The 16,700-nt window shown below is 63.8% G+C and carries 18 protein-coding genes; 5 read left to right on the plus strand and 13 right to left on the minus strand.

Annotated elements, in window-relative coordinates; translation table 11 throughout:
- Position 1: 1 nt before the first annotated feature.
- The 9 genes from nusB to ABDK11_RS15955 form a co-directional block, all read right to left on the minus strand.
- Complete coding sequence (nusB, locus tag ABDK11_RS15915) at positions 2–442, minus strand: transcription antitermination factor NusB (protein ID WP_346837500.1); 441 nt, start codon at positions 440–442, stop codon at positions 2–4.
- Between the two features lie 112 nt (positions 443–554).
- The gene (gene ribE, locus ABDK11_RS15920) at positions 555–1,025 is read right to left on the minus strand and encodes a 6,7-dimethyl-8-ribityllumazine synthase (protein ID WP_346837501.1); all 471 of its coding nucleotides are present in this window, start codon (positions 1,023–1,025) and stop codon (positions 555–557) included.
- 60 nt (positions 1,026–1,085) lie between these two features.
- The gene (gene ribBA / locus ABDK11_RS15925; RefSeq protein ID WP_346837502.1) at positions 1,086–2,201 is read right to left on the minus strand and encodes a bifunctional 3,4-dihydroxy-2-butanone-4-phosphate synthase/GTP cyclohydrolase II; all 1,116 of its coding nucleotides are present in this window, start codon (positions 2,199–2,201) and stop codon (positions 1,086–1,088) included.
- A 76-nt stretch (positions 2,202–2,277) separates the two neighbouring features.
- Positions 2,278–2,940, minus strand: a complete 663-nt coding sequence (locus ABDK11_RS15930) for a riboflavin synthase (RefSeq protein WP_346837503.1) — start codon at positions 2,938–2,940, stop codon at positions 2,278–2,280.
- 5 nt (positions 2,941–2,945) lie between these two features.
- Complete coding sequence (gene ribD / locus ABDK11_RS15935) at positions 2,946–4,076, minus strand: bifunctional diaminohydroxyphosphoribosylaminopyrimidine deaminase/5-amino-6-(5-phosphoribosylamino)uracil reductase RibD (RefSeq protein WP_346837504.1); 1,131 nt, start codon at positions 4,074–4,076, stop codon at positions 2,946–2,948.
- Positions 4,076–4,543 carry a transcriptional regulator NrdR gene (nrdR, locus tag ABDK11_RS15940; RefSeq protein ID WP_346837505.1) on the minus strand — a complete coding sequence of 156 codons (468 nt, stop codon included), beginning with the start codon at positions 4,541–4,543 and terminating at the stop codon, positions 4,076–4,078. Before nrdR ends, ribD begins: the two co-directional genes overlap by 1 nt.
- A 103-nt stretch (positions 4,544–4,646) precedes the next feature.
- Positions 4,647–5,744: an extracellular solute-binding protein gene (locus ABDK11_RS15945; RefSeq protein WP_346837506.1), complete on the minus strand. Its 1,098-nt coding sequence runs from the start codon at positions 5,742–5,744 to the stop codon at positions 4,647–4,649.
- Positions 5,745–6,090: 346 nt separating this feature from the next.
- Positions 6,091–7,356, minus strand: a complete 1,266-nt coding sequence (gene glyA / locus ABDK11_RS15950; protein WP_346837507.1) for a serine hydroxymethyltransferase — start codon at positions 7,354–7,356, stop codon at positions 6,091–6,093.
- 149 nt (positions 7,357–7,505) lie between these two features.
- The gene (locus ABDK11_RS15955; RefSeq protein WP_346837508.1) at positions 7,506–8,000 is read right to left on the minus strand and encodes an outer membrane beta-barrel protein; all 495 of its coding nucleotides are present in this window, start codon (positions 7,998–8,000) and stop codon (positions 7,506–7,508) included.
- A gap of 306 nt (positions 8,001–8,306) precedes the next feature.
- Here ABDK11_RS15955 and ABDK11_RS15960 point away from each other — a divergent pair, with 306 nt between their 5' ends.
- The 3 genes from ABDK11_RS15960 (at position 8,307) to ABDK11_RS15970 (ending at position 10,025) form a co-directional block, all read left to right on the plus strand.
- A complete protein-coding gene (locus ABDK11_RS15960; protein ID WP_346837509.1) occupies positions 8,307–8,708 on the plus strand; it encodes a hypothetical protein in 402 nt (133 codons plus the stop codon).
- Positions 8,709–8,895: 187 nt separating this feature from the next.
- A complete protein-coding gene (locus tag ABDK11_RS15965; RefSeq protein ID WP_346837510.1) occupies positions 8,896–9,468 on the plus strand; it encodes a hemerythrin domain-containing protein in 573 nt (190 codons plus the stop codon).
- A gap of 101 nt (positions 9,469–9,569) precedes the next feature.
- Positions 9,570–10,025: an STAS/SEC14 domain-containing protein gene (locus ABDK11_RS15970; RefSeq protein ID WP_346837511.1), complete on the plus strand. Its 456-nt coding sequence runs from the start codon at positions 9,570–9,572 to the stop codon at positions 10,023–10,025.
- A 23-nt stretch (positions 10,026–10,048) separates the two neighbouring features.
- Here ABDK11_RS15970 and fnr read toward each other — a convergent pair whose 3' ends face one another.
- Positions 10,049–10,813, minus strand: coding sequence for a fumarate/nitrate reduction transcriptional regulator Fnr (fnr, locus tag ABDK11_RS15975; RefSeq protein WP_346837512.1), 765 nt, complete (start codon positions 10,811–10,813; stop codon positions 10,049–10,051).
- A 49-nt stretch (positions 10,814–10,862) separates the two neighbouring features.
- Positions 10,863–12,236 carry an oxygen-independent coproporphyrinogen III oxidase gene (gene hemN, locus ABDK11_RS15980; protein ID WP_346837513.1) on the minus strand — a complete coding sequence of 458 codons (1,374 nt, stop codon included), beginning with the start codon at positions 12,234–12,236 and terminating at the stop codon, positions 10,863–10,865.
- Between the two features lie 183 nt (positions 12,237–12,419).
- On the opposite strand from hemN, the gene ABDK11_RS15985 reads away from it, so the two are divergent.
- Entirely contained in the window at positions 12,420–12,638 is a 219-nt protein-coding gene (locus tag ABDK11_RS15985) for a hypothetical protein (RefSeq protein WP_346837514.1), read from the plus strand.
- Between the two features lie 10 nt (positions 12,639–12,648).
- Here ABDK11_RS15985 and mmsB read toward each other — a convergent pair whose 3' ends face one another.
- Together mmsB and ABDK11_RS15995 are read right to left on the minus strand one after the other, a co-directional pair.
- The gene (mmsB, locus tag ABDK11_RS15990; RefSeq protein ID WP_346837515.1) at positions 12,649–13,548 is read right to left on the minus strand and encodes a 3-hydroxyisobutyrate dehydrogenase; all 900 of its coding nucleotides are present in this window, start codon (positions 13,546–13,548) and stop codon (positions 12,649–12,651) included.
- 65 nt (positions 13,549–13,613) lie between these two features.
- Positions 13,614–14,714 (minus strand): enoyl-CoA hydratase/isomerase family protein, encoded by a 1,101-nt coding sequence (locus ABDK11_RS15995; RefSeq protein ID WP_346837516.1) that lies wholly within the window; start codon positions 14,712–14,714, stop codon positions 13,614–13,616.
- Between the two features lie 283 nt (positions 14,715–14,997).
- On the opposite strand from ABDK11_RS15995, the gene ettA reads away from it, so the two are divergent.
- Positions 14,998–16,662: an energy-dependent translational throttle protein EttA gene (ettA, locus tag ABDK11_RS16000; protein ID WP_346837517.1), complete on the plus strand. Its 1,665-nt coding sequence runs from the start codon at positions 14,998–15,000 to the stop codon at positions 16,660–16,662.
- The last annotated feature ends 38 nt before the right edge of the window (positions 16,663–16,700 follow it).

Consider the following 16,700-nt stretch of genomic DNA (forward strand, 5'->3'; position numbering starts at 1 on the left):
GTTATTTCCGGTCGGCGGTCACTTCGGCCGCACGCAGGTCGGCGGCGGTCTTGTCGAGGATGCCGTTGATATATTTAAACGCGTCGGTGGGACCGAACTTCTTCGCCAGCGCCACTGCTTCGTTGATCACGACCTTGTAGGGGACATCAATACGGTTTTTCAGCTCGTAAGTGGCCATGCGCAGCAGCGCGCGGGACACCGGGTCCAGCTCGTCGACGTTGCGGTCAAGGTGCGTGGCGTAGGCGTCTTCGATCTCGTCGAGATTCTTGGCCACGCCATGAAACAGATCGCGAAAATACGGCACGTCTGTTTTGCTCATGTCATTGTCGGCGTGGAACTCGGCCTCGATCGCATTGAGGCTGGCGCCGGCCATCTGCCATTGATAGAGCGCCTGCATGGCGTAGTGGCGCGCCTTGCGGCGTGCGGATGCGGTTACTGTCATGGTTCAATCAATCTTTTCTGGCTTCTGGAGCCGATACCTGTAGGCAACTATAGAGGCAGCCCTGCTACCGGGACGCGGTATCAGGGCCTTCGCCCCGATGTCGGTACTCTGTCTAAATCTTGCCGAGCAGAGAAACCATCTCCAGCGCGGTTTCCGCCGCTTCGCAGCCCTTGTTGCCGGCCTTGGTGCCGGAGCGCTCGATGGCCTGCTCTATGGAGTCCACGGTGAGTACGCCGAAGGTCACCGGCACACCGCTGTTCAGCGATACCTGGGCGAGGCCCTTGGTGCACTCGCCGGCGACGTATTCGAAGTGCGGCGTGCCGCCGCGGATCACCGCGCCGAGGGCGATGATGGCATCGAACTTTTTGCTCTCGGCCAGCTTCTGGGCCGCCAGCGGAAATTCAAACGCACCCGGGGCGTAGTAAATGGTGATGTCTTCGTCCTTGATACCCTTGCGGCGCAGGGTGTCCAGCGCGCCGTCTTTCAGGCTCTCGACGACAAAGCTGTTCCAGCGGCTGACCAGCAGCGCGTACTTGCCTTTGTTGTCGATGAAATCGCCTTCGATTACGTTGATGTTGCTCATTGCTCTTTCCATTATTTTGATGGGCAAAGGCGTGCAGCGATGTGCCCATCCGCTAGTCGATTAATCGCCGTCGGCGTTCAGGTACTCTTCCACTTCCAGGTCGAAACCGGAAATGGCGCTGAAGCGGAACGGCGCACTCATCAGGCGCATTTTGCGCACCTTCAGATCGCGCAGAATCTGCGAGCCGGTACCCACCTGCTTGTACACCAGATCCTGGCTGGGGCGCTGCTGCTTGCCACTGATCAGCCAGTCGATGCTCTCTTCGATCTCTTCGGTGGTTTCGTTGTGGCAAATCAGTACGACCACGCCCTTACCTTCCTCGGCCACACGCTGCATCGCACGGCGGAAGGTCCAGGGGGTGAACTGTTCGTCGCCGCGGCGAATGGTCAGCACGTCGCGCAGGGTATTGCCCACGTGCACACGCACCAGTGTCGGCTCTTCCGGCGTGGGCTGGCCTTTGACGAAGGCGAAATGGCGTTCGCGACGGGCCTTGTCCAGGTAGGTGCGCAGCTTGAATTCGCCGAACTCGGTGTGCACCTGGCGTTCGTTGGTGCACTCGACGGTTTTCTCGTTCAGCGCGCGGTAGTTGATCAGGTCGGCGATGGTGCCGATCTTCAACTTGTGTTCCTTGGCGAACTTTTCCAGGTCGGGGCGGCGCGCCATGGTGCCGTCTTCATTCATGATCTCGACGATTACCGCGGCCTGCTCGAAACCGGCCAGGCGCGACAGGTCGCAGCTGGCTTCGGTGTGACCGGCGCGGCTCAGTACGCCGCCGGCCTGGGCCATGATCGGGAAAATGTGGCCGGGCTGCACGATATCGCTGGACTTGGCATTGCGGGCCACGGCGGCGCGCACGGTGCGCGCGCGGTCGGCAGCGGAGATGCCGGTAGTCACGCCCTCGGCGGCTTCGATGGAGACAGTGAAGTTGGTACTGAACTGGGCGCCGTTGTCGCGGGACATCAGCGGCAGCTCGAGCTGCTCGCAGCGCTCGCGGCTCATGGGCATACAGATCAGGCCGCGGGCGTGGGTGGCCATGAAGTTGATGTCTTCGGCGCGCACCTGCTCCGCCGCCATCACCAGGTCGCCCTCGTTCTCGCGGTCCTCGTCATCCATCAGGATCACCATTTTGCCCTGGCGGATATCGTCGATCAGTTCTTCAACCGTATTGAGTTCCATAAAGCTCTCTAACATCGTGATTGGTGGCCTTCACTAAGACCGTGGCGATTCTTCGCATCAAGCCTGATAGCTTCGATTAACCCTTGTAAAACCCGTGCTGCGCCAGGAATTCCGCTGTCAGCCCGTCGCTGTTCGGCTCGGCGGCCTTGTCGCCCTGAAGCAGGCGCTCCAGGTAGCGGGCAATCAGGTCCACCTCCAGGTTGACCCGGGTTCCGGCGGCGTAGCCGCCCATAATCGTTTCCTGCAGCGTGTGCGGCACGATGGTCAACTCAAACTCGGCGCCGTCCACGGCGTTGACCGTCAGGCTGGTGCCGTCGACGGTGATCGAGCCCTTGTGGGCGATGTACTTGGCCAGCCCCGCCGGCGCGCGCAGGCGGAAGCGCTCGGCGCGGGCTTCCTGCTTGCGCCATACGACCTCGCCGATCCCGTCCACGTGGCCACTGACAATATGGCCGCCGAGGCGGGTCTGCGGGGTCAGCGCCTTCTCCAGGTTGACGCGGCCGCCCTTGCTCCAGTTGCCGACGGTGGTCACACCGAGGGTCTCGGCGGACACATCGGCCCAGTAGCCGTCGCCGGGCAGGTCCACCACGGTCAGGCAGACACCGTTGGTGGCGATGCTGTCGCCCAGCTGCACGTCGGCCAGGTCCAGCTTGCCGCTTCTGATCCGCACGCGCAGGTCGCCGCCCTGCGGCTTCAGTTCGGCGATCTCGCCGACGGCTTCGATGATTCCGGTAAACATCAGCGCTATCTCTCGATATCCGTCGTGGCAGTGATGCGCCAGTCGTGGCCGACGGCGCGCATGTCGGTGATGGTGACCGGCAGCATTGAGCCCATGCGTGCGATCGGCAGCTCGAACAGCGGCCGCGCAGTGCTGCCCAGCAGTTTCGGCGCCACATAGACGATCAGTTCGTCGATATGGCCGCGGTAGAGGAACTCGCCGGACAGGGTCGCGCCGCTCTCCACCAGCACCTCGTTGCACTGGCGCCGGGCCAGCTCCTGCAGCAGTGCCAGCAGGTCGACGTGGCCGTTACCGTCGTCGGCCAGCGCAACCACCTCGGCGCCGGCTTTTTCCAGGCGCTCGCGCCGGGCGGCGTCTGCAGCTTCGGTCGTGACCACCAATGTGGGGGCGTCCCCCTGCAAAATAAAGGCTTTCGACGGTGTGCGCAGTTTGCTGTCAACAATTACGCGCAGCGGCTGCACGCCGGCAGCGTCCTCGGCGGCGAGCAGTTCCAGCGCCATTTCGTCGGCGCGCACATTCAGGTTGGGGTTGTCGAAGCGCACCGTTTCCACGCCGGTGATCACCGCGCAGCTGCGCGCGCGCAGGCGCTGCACATCGGCGCGCGCGGCGGGGCCGGTGACCCATTTGGATTCGCCGCTGGCCATGGCGGTGCGGCCGTCGAGGCTCATCGCCGACTTGCTGCGCACCAGCGGCAGGCCCAGCGTCATGCGCTTGATAAAGCCCGGGTTGAGCGCGCGGCACTGCACTTCCAGCAGCGGGCCCTCGACTTCGATGCCGGCGTCTTTCAGTTTGCGCAGGCCATCGCCGCTGACCGATGGGTTCGGATCCTGCATACCGTAGACCACTTTGCCCACGCCGGCCTGAATCAGTGCGTCGGCGCAGGGGCCGGTGCGGCCGGTATGGCTGCACGGTTCCAGGGTCACATAGACAGTGGCGCCGCGGGCGCGCGCGCCGGCGGCGTTCAGGGCTTCGATCTCGGCGTGGGGCAAACCGGCGCGGCGGTGCCAGCCCTCGCCGGCGATTGCGCCGTCGCTATCAACTATCACACAGCCGACACGGGGGTTGGGCATGGTGGTGTAGAGGCCGCGCTCGGCCAGCTGGACCGCGCGCGCCATCAGGGCCTGGGGAGTCTGCATCAGGGCGTCTCCGGACGCTTGCTGGTCAGGCGCTCGATCTCTTCGCTGAACTCGCTGACATCCTCGAAGCGGCGGTAGACCGAGGCGAAGCGCACATAGGCCACCTTGTCCAGCTCGCGCAGCTGCTCCATCACCAGCTCGCCGATGGCGCGGGCGGGCAACTCGCGTTCGCCGGCGGCCTGCAGGGCGTGCTTGATCTGGGACACGGCGGACTCCACCCGTTCGGTGCTGACCGGGCGTTTCTCTACCGCGCGCTGCATTCCGGCGCGCAGCTTGTCTTCATTGAAGGGTTCGCGCTGGCCGTTCTGCTTGATGACCCGCGGCAGCAGCAGCTCGGCGGTTTCGAAGGTGGTAAAGCGCTCGTGGCACTCAAGGCACTCGCGCCGGCGACGCACCTGGTCGCCCTCCGCCACCAGGCGGGAATCGACGACCTTGGTTTCGTCCGCGCTGCAGAAAGGACAGTGCATGGGAAAATCGGCCCTGGGGGTTGGAAAACGGGCCGCAGTCTACCACAAGCGGAGCCCCGGGGCGCCATCGCGGCGCGCCCGGGGCCACACCAGCGCCGCGCGGTTACAGCGCCTTGCGTTCGACGATGCGGTCCCAGAGCTTGTGCCTCAGCGCCAGCACACCGGGGTCGGTGGCCTCGGGGCTCCAGGTGTTGCCCAGCGCCTGCGGGTCGGGGTAGACGATGGGGTTGGCGCGCAGGGTCTCATCGACATACTGGCGCGCTTCGGTGTTGGCATTGGCAAACTGGGTCTCGTTGCTGATTTCGGCAATCACCTTCGGGCGCAATAGGTATTCCATCAGCTTGTAGGCGGCGTCCTTGTGCGGGGCGTTGGCGGGCATAGCCACGGTATCGATCCACAGCGGGAAGCCCTCTTTCGGCATGATATAGCGGATCTCGAACGGTTTGCCGGCTTTGCGCGCCTGCTGCTGGGCCTGCAGGATATCCCCGTTCCAGCCATGCACCATGCAATGCTTGCCGCTGGCCAGATCTTCCACATAGTGGCCGGAGTCGAAATCGGTGACGTAGAGGCGCACCTTGGCCAGCAGGTTGGCCACCATCAGCTGGGACGCGGTTTTCATACTGCCCGGCTTTTTGCCTAGGTACTTGAGGCCCACGTCGTAGATTTCCTCCGGCGAGCGCAGCAGGGTCACGCCGCAGTGCGCCAGCTTGGACAGGTTGTCCGGGTCAAAAAGCAGGTCCCAGCTGTCCTCTGGCAGCTTGCCGCCGAAGGCCTTGCGTACCGCCTGCACGTTGTAGCCGATACCCACGGTGCCCCAGAGGTAGGGAAAGGCGTATGCGTTGCCGGGATCCGAGTGCTGCAGGCGCTGCATAAACTGCGGGTCGTTGTGTGACCAGCCGGGCAAGCGGCTGCGATCCAGCTTGGCGAGCATGCCGCCGGCGATATAACCGGGCAGGTTTTCCGCACTGGGCACGATGACATCAAACTGCCGCCCTTCGTCGATCCACTGGTGCTCGAGTTCCTCGATGTCATCGAACTCGAAGTAGTTGACGGTGATCCCGGTCTCTTTCTCGAAGTTGGCCAGGGTGTCCTTGCCAATATAGTGAGACCAGTTGGCGAAATTCAGCTCCTCTGCCGCGGCTTCCTGCACAAGGCCGGTCACCAGCAACAGAGCGCCCAGAACAATATAAGTGGTGCGCATGCTTCCCCCTGTCGCAGCCACGGGCTGCGGAATGGACTGAACACCACCGGGACCGGCGTCCCGCCGTACCGGATGGCGGAGGCTCCGGTCACCGCTTGGAGCCCACAATCAAATGCCGCTTCCGCGCCCGCTGGCGCCGGAAACCGCAACAACGCCTCCCTGCGCTGCAAGATACCGGCCAGCGCCGGCATAAATTGAATTTTTATTCGGATTTTCTAAGGGCGCCTATTAAACCAGATTTAACGCGGCGACTCACGGGTCAAGGGATAAGCTGCGCGGAAAAACCGACAGGCATAAAAAAAGCGGCTCAGAAGAGCCGCTTTTGAGAACCAGTTCCGCAATCCACTCAGTCCTTGTACACCGGGAATTTCGCGCAGATATCCAGCACTTTCTGCTTCACGTCCTTGATCGTCGCCTCGGCGTCGCCCTTTTCCAGGGCGTCCAGCACGTCGCAGATCCAGTGGGTCAGCTGCTGGGTCTCGGCGACGCCGAAACCGCGGGTGGTGATCGCCGGAGTGCCGACGCGCAGGCCGCTGGTGATGAACGGCGAGCGCGGATCGTTGGGCACGGCGTTCTTGTTGACGGTGATATTGGCGTTGCCGAGGGCTTCATCCGCATCCTTACCGGTGTACTCCTTGCCGATCAGGTCCACCAGCATCAGGTGGTCGTCGGTGCCGCCGGACACGATATTGATACCGCGGTCGAGGAAGGTCTCGGCCATGGCGCGGGCGTTCTCCACAACCTTCTTCTGGTAAGCCTTGTACTCGGGGCTCATGGCTTCCTTGAAGGAGACGGCTTTGGCCGCGATCACGTGCATCAGCGGGCCGCCCTGGCCGCCCGGGAATACCGCGCTGTTGAGCTTCTTCTCGATCTCTTCGTTGGCCTTGGCCAGAATGATACCGCCGCGCGGGCCGCGCAGGGTCTTGTGGGTGGTGGAGGTCACCACGTCGGCGTGGGGGATCGGTGACGGGTATTCACCCGCGGCCACCAGGCCGGCCACGTGGGCCATGTCAACGAACAGGTAAGCGCCCACTTTATCCGCGATCTCACGGAAACGGGCCCAGTCCATCACGCGGCTGTAGGCGGAGAAGCCGGCCACAATCATCTTCGGCTTGTGCTCCAGCGCCAGGCGCTCTACTTCCTCGTAGTCGACCTCGCCGGTTTCCGGGTTCAGGCCGTACTGCACCGCGTTGTAGATCTTGCCGGAGAAGTTGACGCGTGCACCGTGGGTCAGGTGGCCGCCGTGGGCCAGGCTCATGCCCAGCACGGTGTCGCCCGGGGCGCACAGGGCCATGTAAACCGCAGAGTTGGCCTGGGAACCGGAATGCGGCTGCACGTTGGCGTAATCGGCGCCGAACAGCTGCTTGGCGCGCTCGATGGCCAGCACTTCCACCTTGTCTACATATTCACAGCCGCCGTAGTAACGCTTGCCCGGATAGCCTTCCGCGTACTTGTTGGTCAGGCTCGAGCCCTGGGCTTCCATCACCATCGGGCTGGTGTAGTTTTCGGAAGCGATCAGCTCGATATGCTCTTCCTGACGGCGATCTTCGTCCTGGATGGCTTCCCAGAGGTCCGGATCGTAAGAGGCAAGCGTGACGGATGAATCAAACATGGTGTTCCCTCGGTAATGCGGGCTGATGTAGAGATAGGGTGCAACTATAGCCAGCTGAACTATAGAAAGGCGCGCATTGTACACCAAGCAAATCGGCTCTGCGCGGCTATGACGGCGCGGTCAGGACGACCGCGCCGCGGGGAGGGGGATCAGAAAGTCAGGGTCATGGTGCCGGACCAGAAACCGACATCCTGCTCGATCATGGTGTATTCCAGCTCAAAATTGGTGTTGGGGCCGTAGTTGATACCGACACCGGCGCCGAGCGAGACACCGGTATCATCGGCGCTGCGCCAGCCGGCGTCGACGCTCTCGTGCAGGATGCCCGCGCGGCCCTTGAAGTAGATGTCGCCGAAGGAGCGGTAGGTGCCATATCCGGCGATAGTCTGGATATCCACGTCGTTGCTGCTGCCGCCATTGAGGGCATCGGCGCTGCCGCTGACCAGGGAGGTGGTGTACTCGCCCTCGAAGCCCCAGCCGGACGGCAGGACGTAACCGCCGCGCAGCCCCACATTGATCGGGTTGTCGACACCCCGCATATCGATGTCCATCATGCCGATGGTGCCACCCCAGTAGCCGCCCTCGGCATAGGCCGCGGAAGAACCGACCAGCGCCAGTGCGGCGAGGCCTTTGACAATATTACGCATTGGTAACCCCCAATATTGCTGCTGTAAATAATTGCGCGGATTCTAGCCGCCTTTATTCCCCCGGAACCGTTACCCGAGTCACACTAGTGAGTGGTAGCCGCCGCCGGGCACCCTCCGACCGCCCCGGTCGCAGATTGGTTCCGGCGACCCGTCAGTCCATCGCCGGTGCCGGATTCCACTGCCATAAATCTGTCACCGCACTTTAATCACCCGGCGCTAGTGTGGTGCTGCCAGTTGTCGCCGGCGCCAGCTGGCGCCAAAGCGCACCGGCAATGGACCATAATGACTAACAAAAAGGGAGCCGACATGCGTTCTGCCATCACACTGATTGCCATCCTTATGCTCAGCGCCTGCGCCGCCAACCAGGCCGCGCAGCAAATCACCGTCAGCGGTACCGTCGTACAGTCCGACGGCAAATACTACCTGCAGGGCACCAAGACCAAATACCACCTCAACGCCATGCCCCAGCTGCACTACCGCCAGTACCTGGGCCGTGAACTGCAGGTCAAGGGTGAGGTGCCGTCACAGTGCGCCCAGGTCTGGCAGGACGCCGTGGTGAAAGTCGGTGGCGACGCCGAGATGGTCGACCTGAACAAGGTCGACTGGTCGCCGTGCCTCGCGCCGCAAAAGGTCAGCCTGGTGACTGCCGATGGCAGCGAGCTGGTCTACGACTGGCAGAAAATCGATCTGGAAGATTACTATTTCTGAGCCACCGCACGGCGCCAATCGAGCGGGGCCGGCCGGCCCCGCTGCCCCCACCTTCGCCCTCCGGCTTGCGCACCGATACTGCCGTTATCACAGCCGCCAACAACCTCCGCGGACTTGATCCAGGTCAAGTCGACGAACTCCGGTCCCGGCACCATGGTGATATCGGAAAAGAGAAAGGAGGTGGGCAATGCACCGTATCTACCGGCAGCTCTGCCGCGACCACAAACACATGCAGCAATTGCTCGACGCCTTCGAGCGACTGCTGTTTGAATTGGGGCGCCGCGAACGCGACCCCGCTACCCTGAGCCTGATCCTCGACGCCCTCGACTACATCTCGGTTTACCCGGATCGCTGGCATCACCCGGTGGAAGACCTGGTGTTCGAGCGACTGCTGGACAAGCCCATTCCCAATCGCGACGCGGTCATTGCCACCCAGGCGGAACACCGCCGCATCGCCGCCGCCACGCGGCACTTGAACAAACTCTTTTACGCCGTAGCCAACGACGCCGCCGTCGTGCGCGAAAAGCTGCTCGATGCCGCCCGGCATTACCTGCAGCTGCAGCGCGAGCATATGCAACGGGAAAACTGCACGGTCTTCCCGCTGATGGAAAAACACCTGAGCGCCGCCGACTGGGCCGCCATTGAGGCGCGCCTGCAACTGCAGCGGGATGCCCTGTTCAATCCCGGGGTGAAGCGCATGTACGAAGCAATTCACGCATCTCTGGTGGAATCCGGCAGCCCGGTGGCCGCCATCGCCTGAGCGCAACAACGCGGTGCGCAATCAACCATTTTCCCGCCCGGGCCGATAAACCACTTCTGCGCACCGCTCCGCCCGGCGGATTCAGTAACAAGGAGAACGCTATGAGCCAGGGCAACCGCCACGGTATTTCCATCGGTGTCGAGCGGGTCGGCAATGAGTTTTACCTCTATTTCAAGGCCGTCGGCCGCCTCACGCACGACGACTACCGGCAGATCACCCCGCTGATCGATTTCGCCCTGCGCGAAGTGAAGGCGCCGCGGGTCAGGGCGCTGATGGATGTGCGGGAGTTCGACGGCTGGGAATTGCGTGCGGCCTGGGACGACTTCAAGCTGGGACTGAAGCACGGCAGCGAATTCTCACGGGTTGCGCTGCTCGGCGACGAGAAATGGCAGAAAACCGCGGCGCGCATCGCCAACTGGTTCGTTGCCGGCGAGGTGCGCTACTTCCAGGACGCGGACGAAGCGCTGGAGTGGCTATCGCAAATGGAGACAGAAGCGGCGGACAAAACCGGAGACGCGGGCCTGTGGCAGTATCCGACCTTCCCGCCCTACCAGTGACCGCCCCGCGCGAACGGTAGGGGTCAGCTGTCGTAGCTGCAGTGGGTACCGGCCAGTTCGCTGAGGCCGATGAGGTCGAGGATCTCGACCTCGCGCCCGCTGACGCGGATCAGCTGTTCCTTCTGGAAGCGGGAAAACAGGCGGCTGACAGTCTCCGCGGTGAGCCCCAGGTAATTGGCGATATCGGTGCGCGGCATGGACAGCACAAACCGGTTGGGGGAATAACCGCGGCGCGCGTAACGGCTGGAGATATTGATCAATAGTGCCGCCAGGCGCGTGTCCGCAGAGCGCTTGCCCAGCAGCAACAGAATCTCGTTTTCCTGCTTCAGCTCTTCGGAAAAAATACTGTAAATCTGTTGCTGCAACGCCGGCACCTGCTGCGCCAGTATCTCCAGCAGGGAGAATGGCAGTACGCAGACACTGCTGTCTTCCAGCGCCTCGGCGTAACCGGGGTGGGTTCTGCTGCTGTAGGCGTCCAGGCCGAGCAATTCGCCAGGCAGGGCAAAATGGGTCACCTGGGTATCGCCGTCGGCGGCGATCACCGCCGACTTGAAACTGCCGGAGCGGATCGCGTAGAGATTGTCGAACGCATCGCCGACATGAAACAGGGTTTCGCCGGCGCGCACCACCTTCTTGCGCCGGGTGATCTGCTCCAGCCGGTCGATATCCGGCTGCGACAGGCCGGCGGGCAGGCACAGGCGCCGCACCGAACAGCTGCCGCAACTGACCGCTGGCTTTTCTTCCGCCTTTTCTCCGGCCTGCTCGACTACCTGAGAATCCGCCATCATCAACCCATCCCCCGAAACACTGAGTTTATGCTGCTTGATAGTACACCCTTCACAGCACACGGGAATAGCGCGCCCCGCTCGGCGCACCGTGGAGATAGCGATCGAAAGCGGCGGCGGCATTGCGCAGGAACCAGCGGCCGCGCTCGGTGACATTCAGGCTTGTGGCATCTTCGACCAGCAGCCCATCGGCCAGCAGCGGCTGCAGACGGCCGCGCTCGGCGTGGAAATAGTCGTCGAACGGGCGGCCGGCGCGGCGTGCAAACTCGCCCTTGTCGAGCCGCAGGCGGCACATCAACTCCGCGATGAGCCACTGGCGCAGGCGGTCGTCGTCGTCGAGCAGCCAGCCGCGATTGACCGCCGTGCCCCGCGCGGCGATAGCCGCGGCGTAGTCCTTCAGGCGATGCGCATTCTGCCAGTAGCCATCGCCGCTGTAGCTGATGGCCGAGGCACCGAGCCCCACCAGGGCATCCGCCGGCATCAGCGTGTAGCCCTGGAAGTTGCGCGCCAGCCGGCCGGCGCGGGCGGCGACTGCCAGCGCGTCGCCGGGGCGGGCGAAGTGATCCATGCCCAGGAACTCATAGCCCGCGCCGACCAGGCGCGACACCGCGGCGAGCTGCATGGCGATCGTCTCCTGCGGGGCCGGGATCCGGTCCGTGTCGATCAAGCGCTGCGCCTTGAAACGGTGCGGCAGGTGCGCGTAGTGGTACAGCGCGATGCGATCGGGCGCCAGCTCCAGCACCCGCTCCAGCGTGCGCTCGAGGCTGGCAACCGTCTGCTGCGGCAGCCCGTAAATCAGATCGTAAGAGATGGAAGTGAAGCCGCGCGCGCGCGCCGCCTCGGTCAACTGCGCCACCGACTCCGCACTGCAGACGCGATTGACGGCATGCTGCACCGCGCCGTTGAAATCCTGGATGCCGAGGCTGAGACGGTTGAAGCCCAGCGCGCGCAACGTATCCAGGGTATCGACGTCCAGCCCGCGCGGGTCGGCCTCGATACTGTACTCGGCGGCGTCACCGCCGCGCAGATCGAAGATCTGCCCCAGTTCCCCGATCAGGCGGCGCAAGTCGGCGTCACTGAGAAATGTCGGCGTGCCGCCGCCCAGGTGCAGCTGTACCACCGGCGCCTGCACCCGCTGGCGGTACCAGCGCGCCTCCTGCAGCACCTGCTCCAGATAGCTGGCAGCCAGCCCGTACTGCTGGGTGATCACCTTGTTGCAGGCACAGAAATAACACAGCGAGCGGCAGAACGGGATGTGTATATAGAGCGACAGACTGCGCGCCTCTGCCAGCCCGCGCCACGGCTCGGCATCGCCCAGGGGCGCGAAGCGGTCCGCGGTGGGATAGGACGTATAACGGGGACAGGGCCCGGCGTAGCGGGATAACAATTTCGCGGAAAGCCCCGCGCCCTCGGTGGTTTGTGCCATGCTCGATTACCTCTGCTGATGCGCAGAGATTAATCGCAGCCGGCGCCATGGCGCTTGATACAGATCAAGTCCGCAGTGCCACCCCGCCGTAAGCTGGAATCGGCACCGCTACAGCGGTTGAGATACCGGTGGATTCGCGCATCCGCACAGGCTTGTCGGGTTGATTACAGCGGGAGAGGAACCATGAGCGAGTTAGTCGAACAGGCCCCGGCGCGCTTCGAGGCCTGTCTGTTCTACGACGGCAAACTGATCGAGCAGCGGCGCAGCGACGATCCGCAGGCGCTGGAAATCTGGATGCTGAGCGCCGCCGGAGACAGCGGCAACTACAGTGGCCAGATTGTCGACCGCCGCGACAACAACCGGCAGGTCAGGGCTTTCCGCCGCAGCGCGCCCGATTCGTAAACCGCGCCGCTCAGTCTCCTGCTGGGCGGCGGAACAGGTTCTGGATGCTGGAAAAATCCAGCCGCTGGTTTTTGTCGTCGCCACCGTGCAGCTGGTAGAGGTTCTTCGCCAGCGCCCCCAGCGGTGTAGAGGACGCGCTGCCGGCCGCGGTATCCATCGCCAGGCCCAGGTCTTTCAGCATCAGCGCCACGGCAAAGCCGCCGGTGTAGCCGCGCGACGCGGGTACGCCATCCATCACCCCGGGATAGGGATTGTACTTCTCCAGCGACCAGTTGCCGCCGGAGCTGGCCTTCATGATGTCCGACAACACCGTCGGGTCGAGGCCGTTGTCCACGCCCAGCTGCAAGGCTTCGGCGGTACCGATCATATGGATCGCCAGCAGCATGTTGTTGCAGATCTTGGCCACCTGGCCGGCGCCGGCGGGACCGGCGTGGAAGATATTCGCCCCCATTGCTTCGAGAACAGGCCGCGCCGCATCCACCGCATCCGCCTCACCGCCGCACATGAATGACAGGGTACCGGCCGCGGCCGCGGCGGTGCCGCCGGAGACCGGTGCGTCGATAGCGCGGATTCCGCGCTCGCCGGCCGCGGCAATCACCTGACGGGCGTCGTTGGCGGCGATGGTGGAGCTGTCGATCACCAGGGTATCCCGGTCCAGCGCCTGCAGCAGGCCGCGGGCGCCGAGATAGAGTTCCTTGACCAGCGCGCCGCTGGGCAGCATCGAGAGCACCACATCGGCACCCTTGGCCGCTTCGGCGGCACTCGCCGCGGCGCTGCAGCCATTCTTCACCGCCTGCTCCAGTGCCGCTGCGGCCGGGTCGAAGGCGGTGACCGAATACCCCGCCTTGACCAGATTCGCGGCCATAGGCCCGCCCATATTGCCGAGGCCCAGAAAGGCTACTTTTTCCATCGGGTTGACTCCCTGTTGATTATTATTCGTTTTCCCGGCCCACCCCCTGTACGCGGGGACGTGCGCTATAGATCCGCCAGCGGATTCTCCGCCCAGGGCGCGTCGAAGCACGCCGCCACCTGGGCCGTATCAATCTCTTCGAGTTTGGCCTGCCAGTGCGGATTGCGGTCCTTGTCGATCAGCAGTGCGCGCACGCCCTCCTTCAGATAGCCGCTGGCACAGAGATTGACCGCCAGCGCCAGCTCCATGCGGAACACCTCCGCCAGCGCCAGGTGGCGGCCGCGCGCAAGCTGCTCCCAGACAATCCAGGGCGTCAGCGGTGAGCCCGCGGCCAGGGTGGCAGCGGCCTTCTGCAGCCACTGGTCGTCGCCCTGATAAGCGGTGATCGACTGGTATACCTGCGGCAGGCTGGCGAAGTCGGTCAACTCCTGAATCTGCTCGTAGTGCGCGCGCAGGTTCGCCTCGGGCCGCTGCTCGCGCGGGAGTTCCAGCCGCTTCAGGCAGTCGCTGACCTGGCGGTGGTTGCGCGCGCTGTCGGCGAAGAACTCCAGCGAGGCCAGCGTCATCAGCGCCGATTCGCGTCGCTCGGCGGGCAGCATGCGGTCCGCCATGCCCGCGAACAGGGCGTCGCTGCCGTTGAACTGGGCCCCGGTCAGCCCCAGAAACAGGCCCAGGCGGCCCGGCATGCGGTTCAGGAACCAGCTACCGCCGACATCGGGAAACAGGCCGATGGTGACTTCCGGCATCGCCATGCGCGTGGTCTCGGTCACGATACGGTGGCTGGCCCCGGCCATAATGCCGATACCGCCGCCCATGACGATGCCACTGCCCCACACCACGATCGGTTTGGAGTAGGTGTGAATCCGGTAATCGAGGCGGTATTCACGCGAGAAGAAATCCGTCGTGAAAGCGTAGTCGGGGGTCTCGCCGTAAGCGGCGGATGCCCGGTACAGCGCCACCACGTCGCCACCGGCGCAGAACGCCCGGTCGCCACTGCCGTCGATCCAGACACAGGCGACACTGTCATCGGTTTCCCATTCGTCGAGCTGCTGTGACAGCAGCTCGATCATCTCCAGATTCAGCGCGTTCAGCGCCTTGGGCAGGTTCAACGTGGCGGTGGCAACAGCACCGCGACGCTCGAACAGCACGGGAGGATTTTGTTCCATTGCAATACGGGTTCCGGCTACTTCTGTTGCGCTGCAGTTAAACACAGATCCGCGCGGGCGTCAGCCGCGCCCACGGCGGCCCCTGGTTACCCCCACCAACACGCTTACCAGGTATATTGGGCACAGAGGGCGAAAAGAGCGCCAGGCGGCTTCCGCAGGGGCGAACCTGGTGCTCGCCCGGGTTGCGGGCGACTCTCGATGCGCAGCACTGTGGCCGGTTGCACTTTTCCGGCAAACTGATAAGTTGCGCGCAAATTCTGACCGATTCTCACTGGAACCCTGAATGGCCGAATACGTATACACCATGAACCGGGTGGGCAAGGTGGTACCGCCCAAACGCGAAATCCTCAAGGACATCTCCCTGTCCTTCTTCCCCGGCGCCAAGATCGGCGTGCTGGGCCTGAACGGCGCCGGCAAGTCCACGCTGCTGCGCATCATGGCCGGCGTCGACCAGGACTATAACGGCGAAGCCCGCGCGATGCCGGGCATCAAGGTGGGCTACCTGCCGCAGGAACCGCAGCTGGACCCGTCCAAGACCGTGCGCGGCAATGTCGAGGACGGTGTGCGCGAGGCCATCGACGCGCTGGCCGGCCTCGACCAGGTCTACGCCGACTACGCCGATCCGGACGCCGATTTCGACGATCTGGCGAGAAAGCAGCAGCAGTTCGAAGACATTATCCAGGCCTGGGACGCCCACAATCTGGAGCACCGCCTGGAAGTGGCCGCCGACGCCCTGCGTCTGCCGCCCTGGGATGCCGATGTAAACAACCTGTCCGGCGGTGAGAAGCGCCGCGTGGCCCTGTGCCGCCTGCTGCTGTCGCGCCCGGACATGCTGCTGCTGGACGAGCCCACCAACCACCTCGACGCCGAGAGTGTCTACTGGCTGGAGCGCTTCCTGCACGACTTCGACGGTACCGTGGTGGCCATCACCCACGACCGCTACTTCCTCGACAATGTCGCCGGCTGGATCCTGGAGCTGGACCGCGGCCACGGCATTCCGTGGGAGGGCAACTACACCACCTGGCTGGAGCAGAAAGAGAAGCGCCTGGAGCAGGAACAGCGCGGTGAGCAGGCGCGCCAGAAAGCCATGCAGAAGGAACTGGAGTGGGCGCGCCAGAATCCCAAGGGCCGCCAGTCCAAGAACAAGGCGCGTCTGGCCCGCCTGGAAGAGATGCAGTCGCAGGACTTCCAGGCCCGCAACGAGACCAACGAGATCTACATTCCGCCGGGCGAGCGCCTCGGTGACAATGTGATCGAGTTCAACGGCGTTTCCAAGGGCTTCGGCGACCGCTTGCTGATCGACGACCTGTCCTTCCGTGTCCCCAATGGCGCCATCGTCGGTATCGTCGGCGGCAACGGCGCGGGTAAATCGACACTGTTCCGCATGATCAACGGCACCGAGCAGCCGGATTCCGGCGACATCAAGGTCGGCGAGACGGTACAGGTGGCCTACGTCGAACAGGGCCGCGAAAACCTGGACGACAACAAGACCGTGTGGGAGGCCATCTCCGACGGCCACGACATGCTCAAGATCAACAACTATGAAGTGGGCTCGCGCAATTACGTCGGCCGTTTCAACTTCAAGGGCGGTGACCAGCAGAAGCGCGTCGGCGAGCTGTCCGGCGGTGAGCGCGGCCGCCTGCACCTGGCCTACACCCTGAAACAGGGTGCCAATGTGCTGCTGCTGGACGAACCGTCCAACGACCTGGACATCGAGACCCTGCGCGCGCTGGAAGAAGCGCTGCTGAACTTCCCCGGCTGCGCCCTGGTGATTTCGCACGACCGCTGGTTTCTGGACCGGGTCGCCACCCATATCCTCGCCTACGAAGGCGAGAGCGATGCGGTGTTCTTCGAGGGCAACTACACCGAGTACCACGAGGACTTCGTGGCGCGCAAAGGGGAAGAGGCCACGCCGCACCGCATGCAGTACAAGAAGCTCAAGACCTGAGACAAAGAAGCCCGCTTGCGCGTAATGCCGTTCACTTA

Source organism: Microbulbifer sp. SAOS-129_SWC (assembly GCF_039696035.1).
In the GTDB taxonomy this organism is placed as follows: Bacteria; Pseudomonadota; Gammaproteobacteria; order Pseudomonadales; family Cellvibrionaceae; genus Microbulbifer.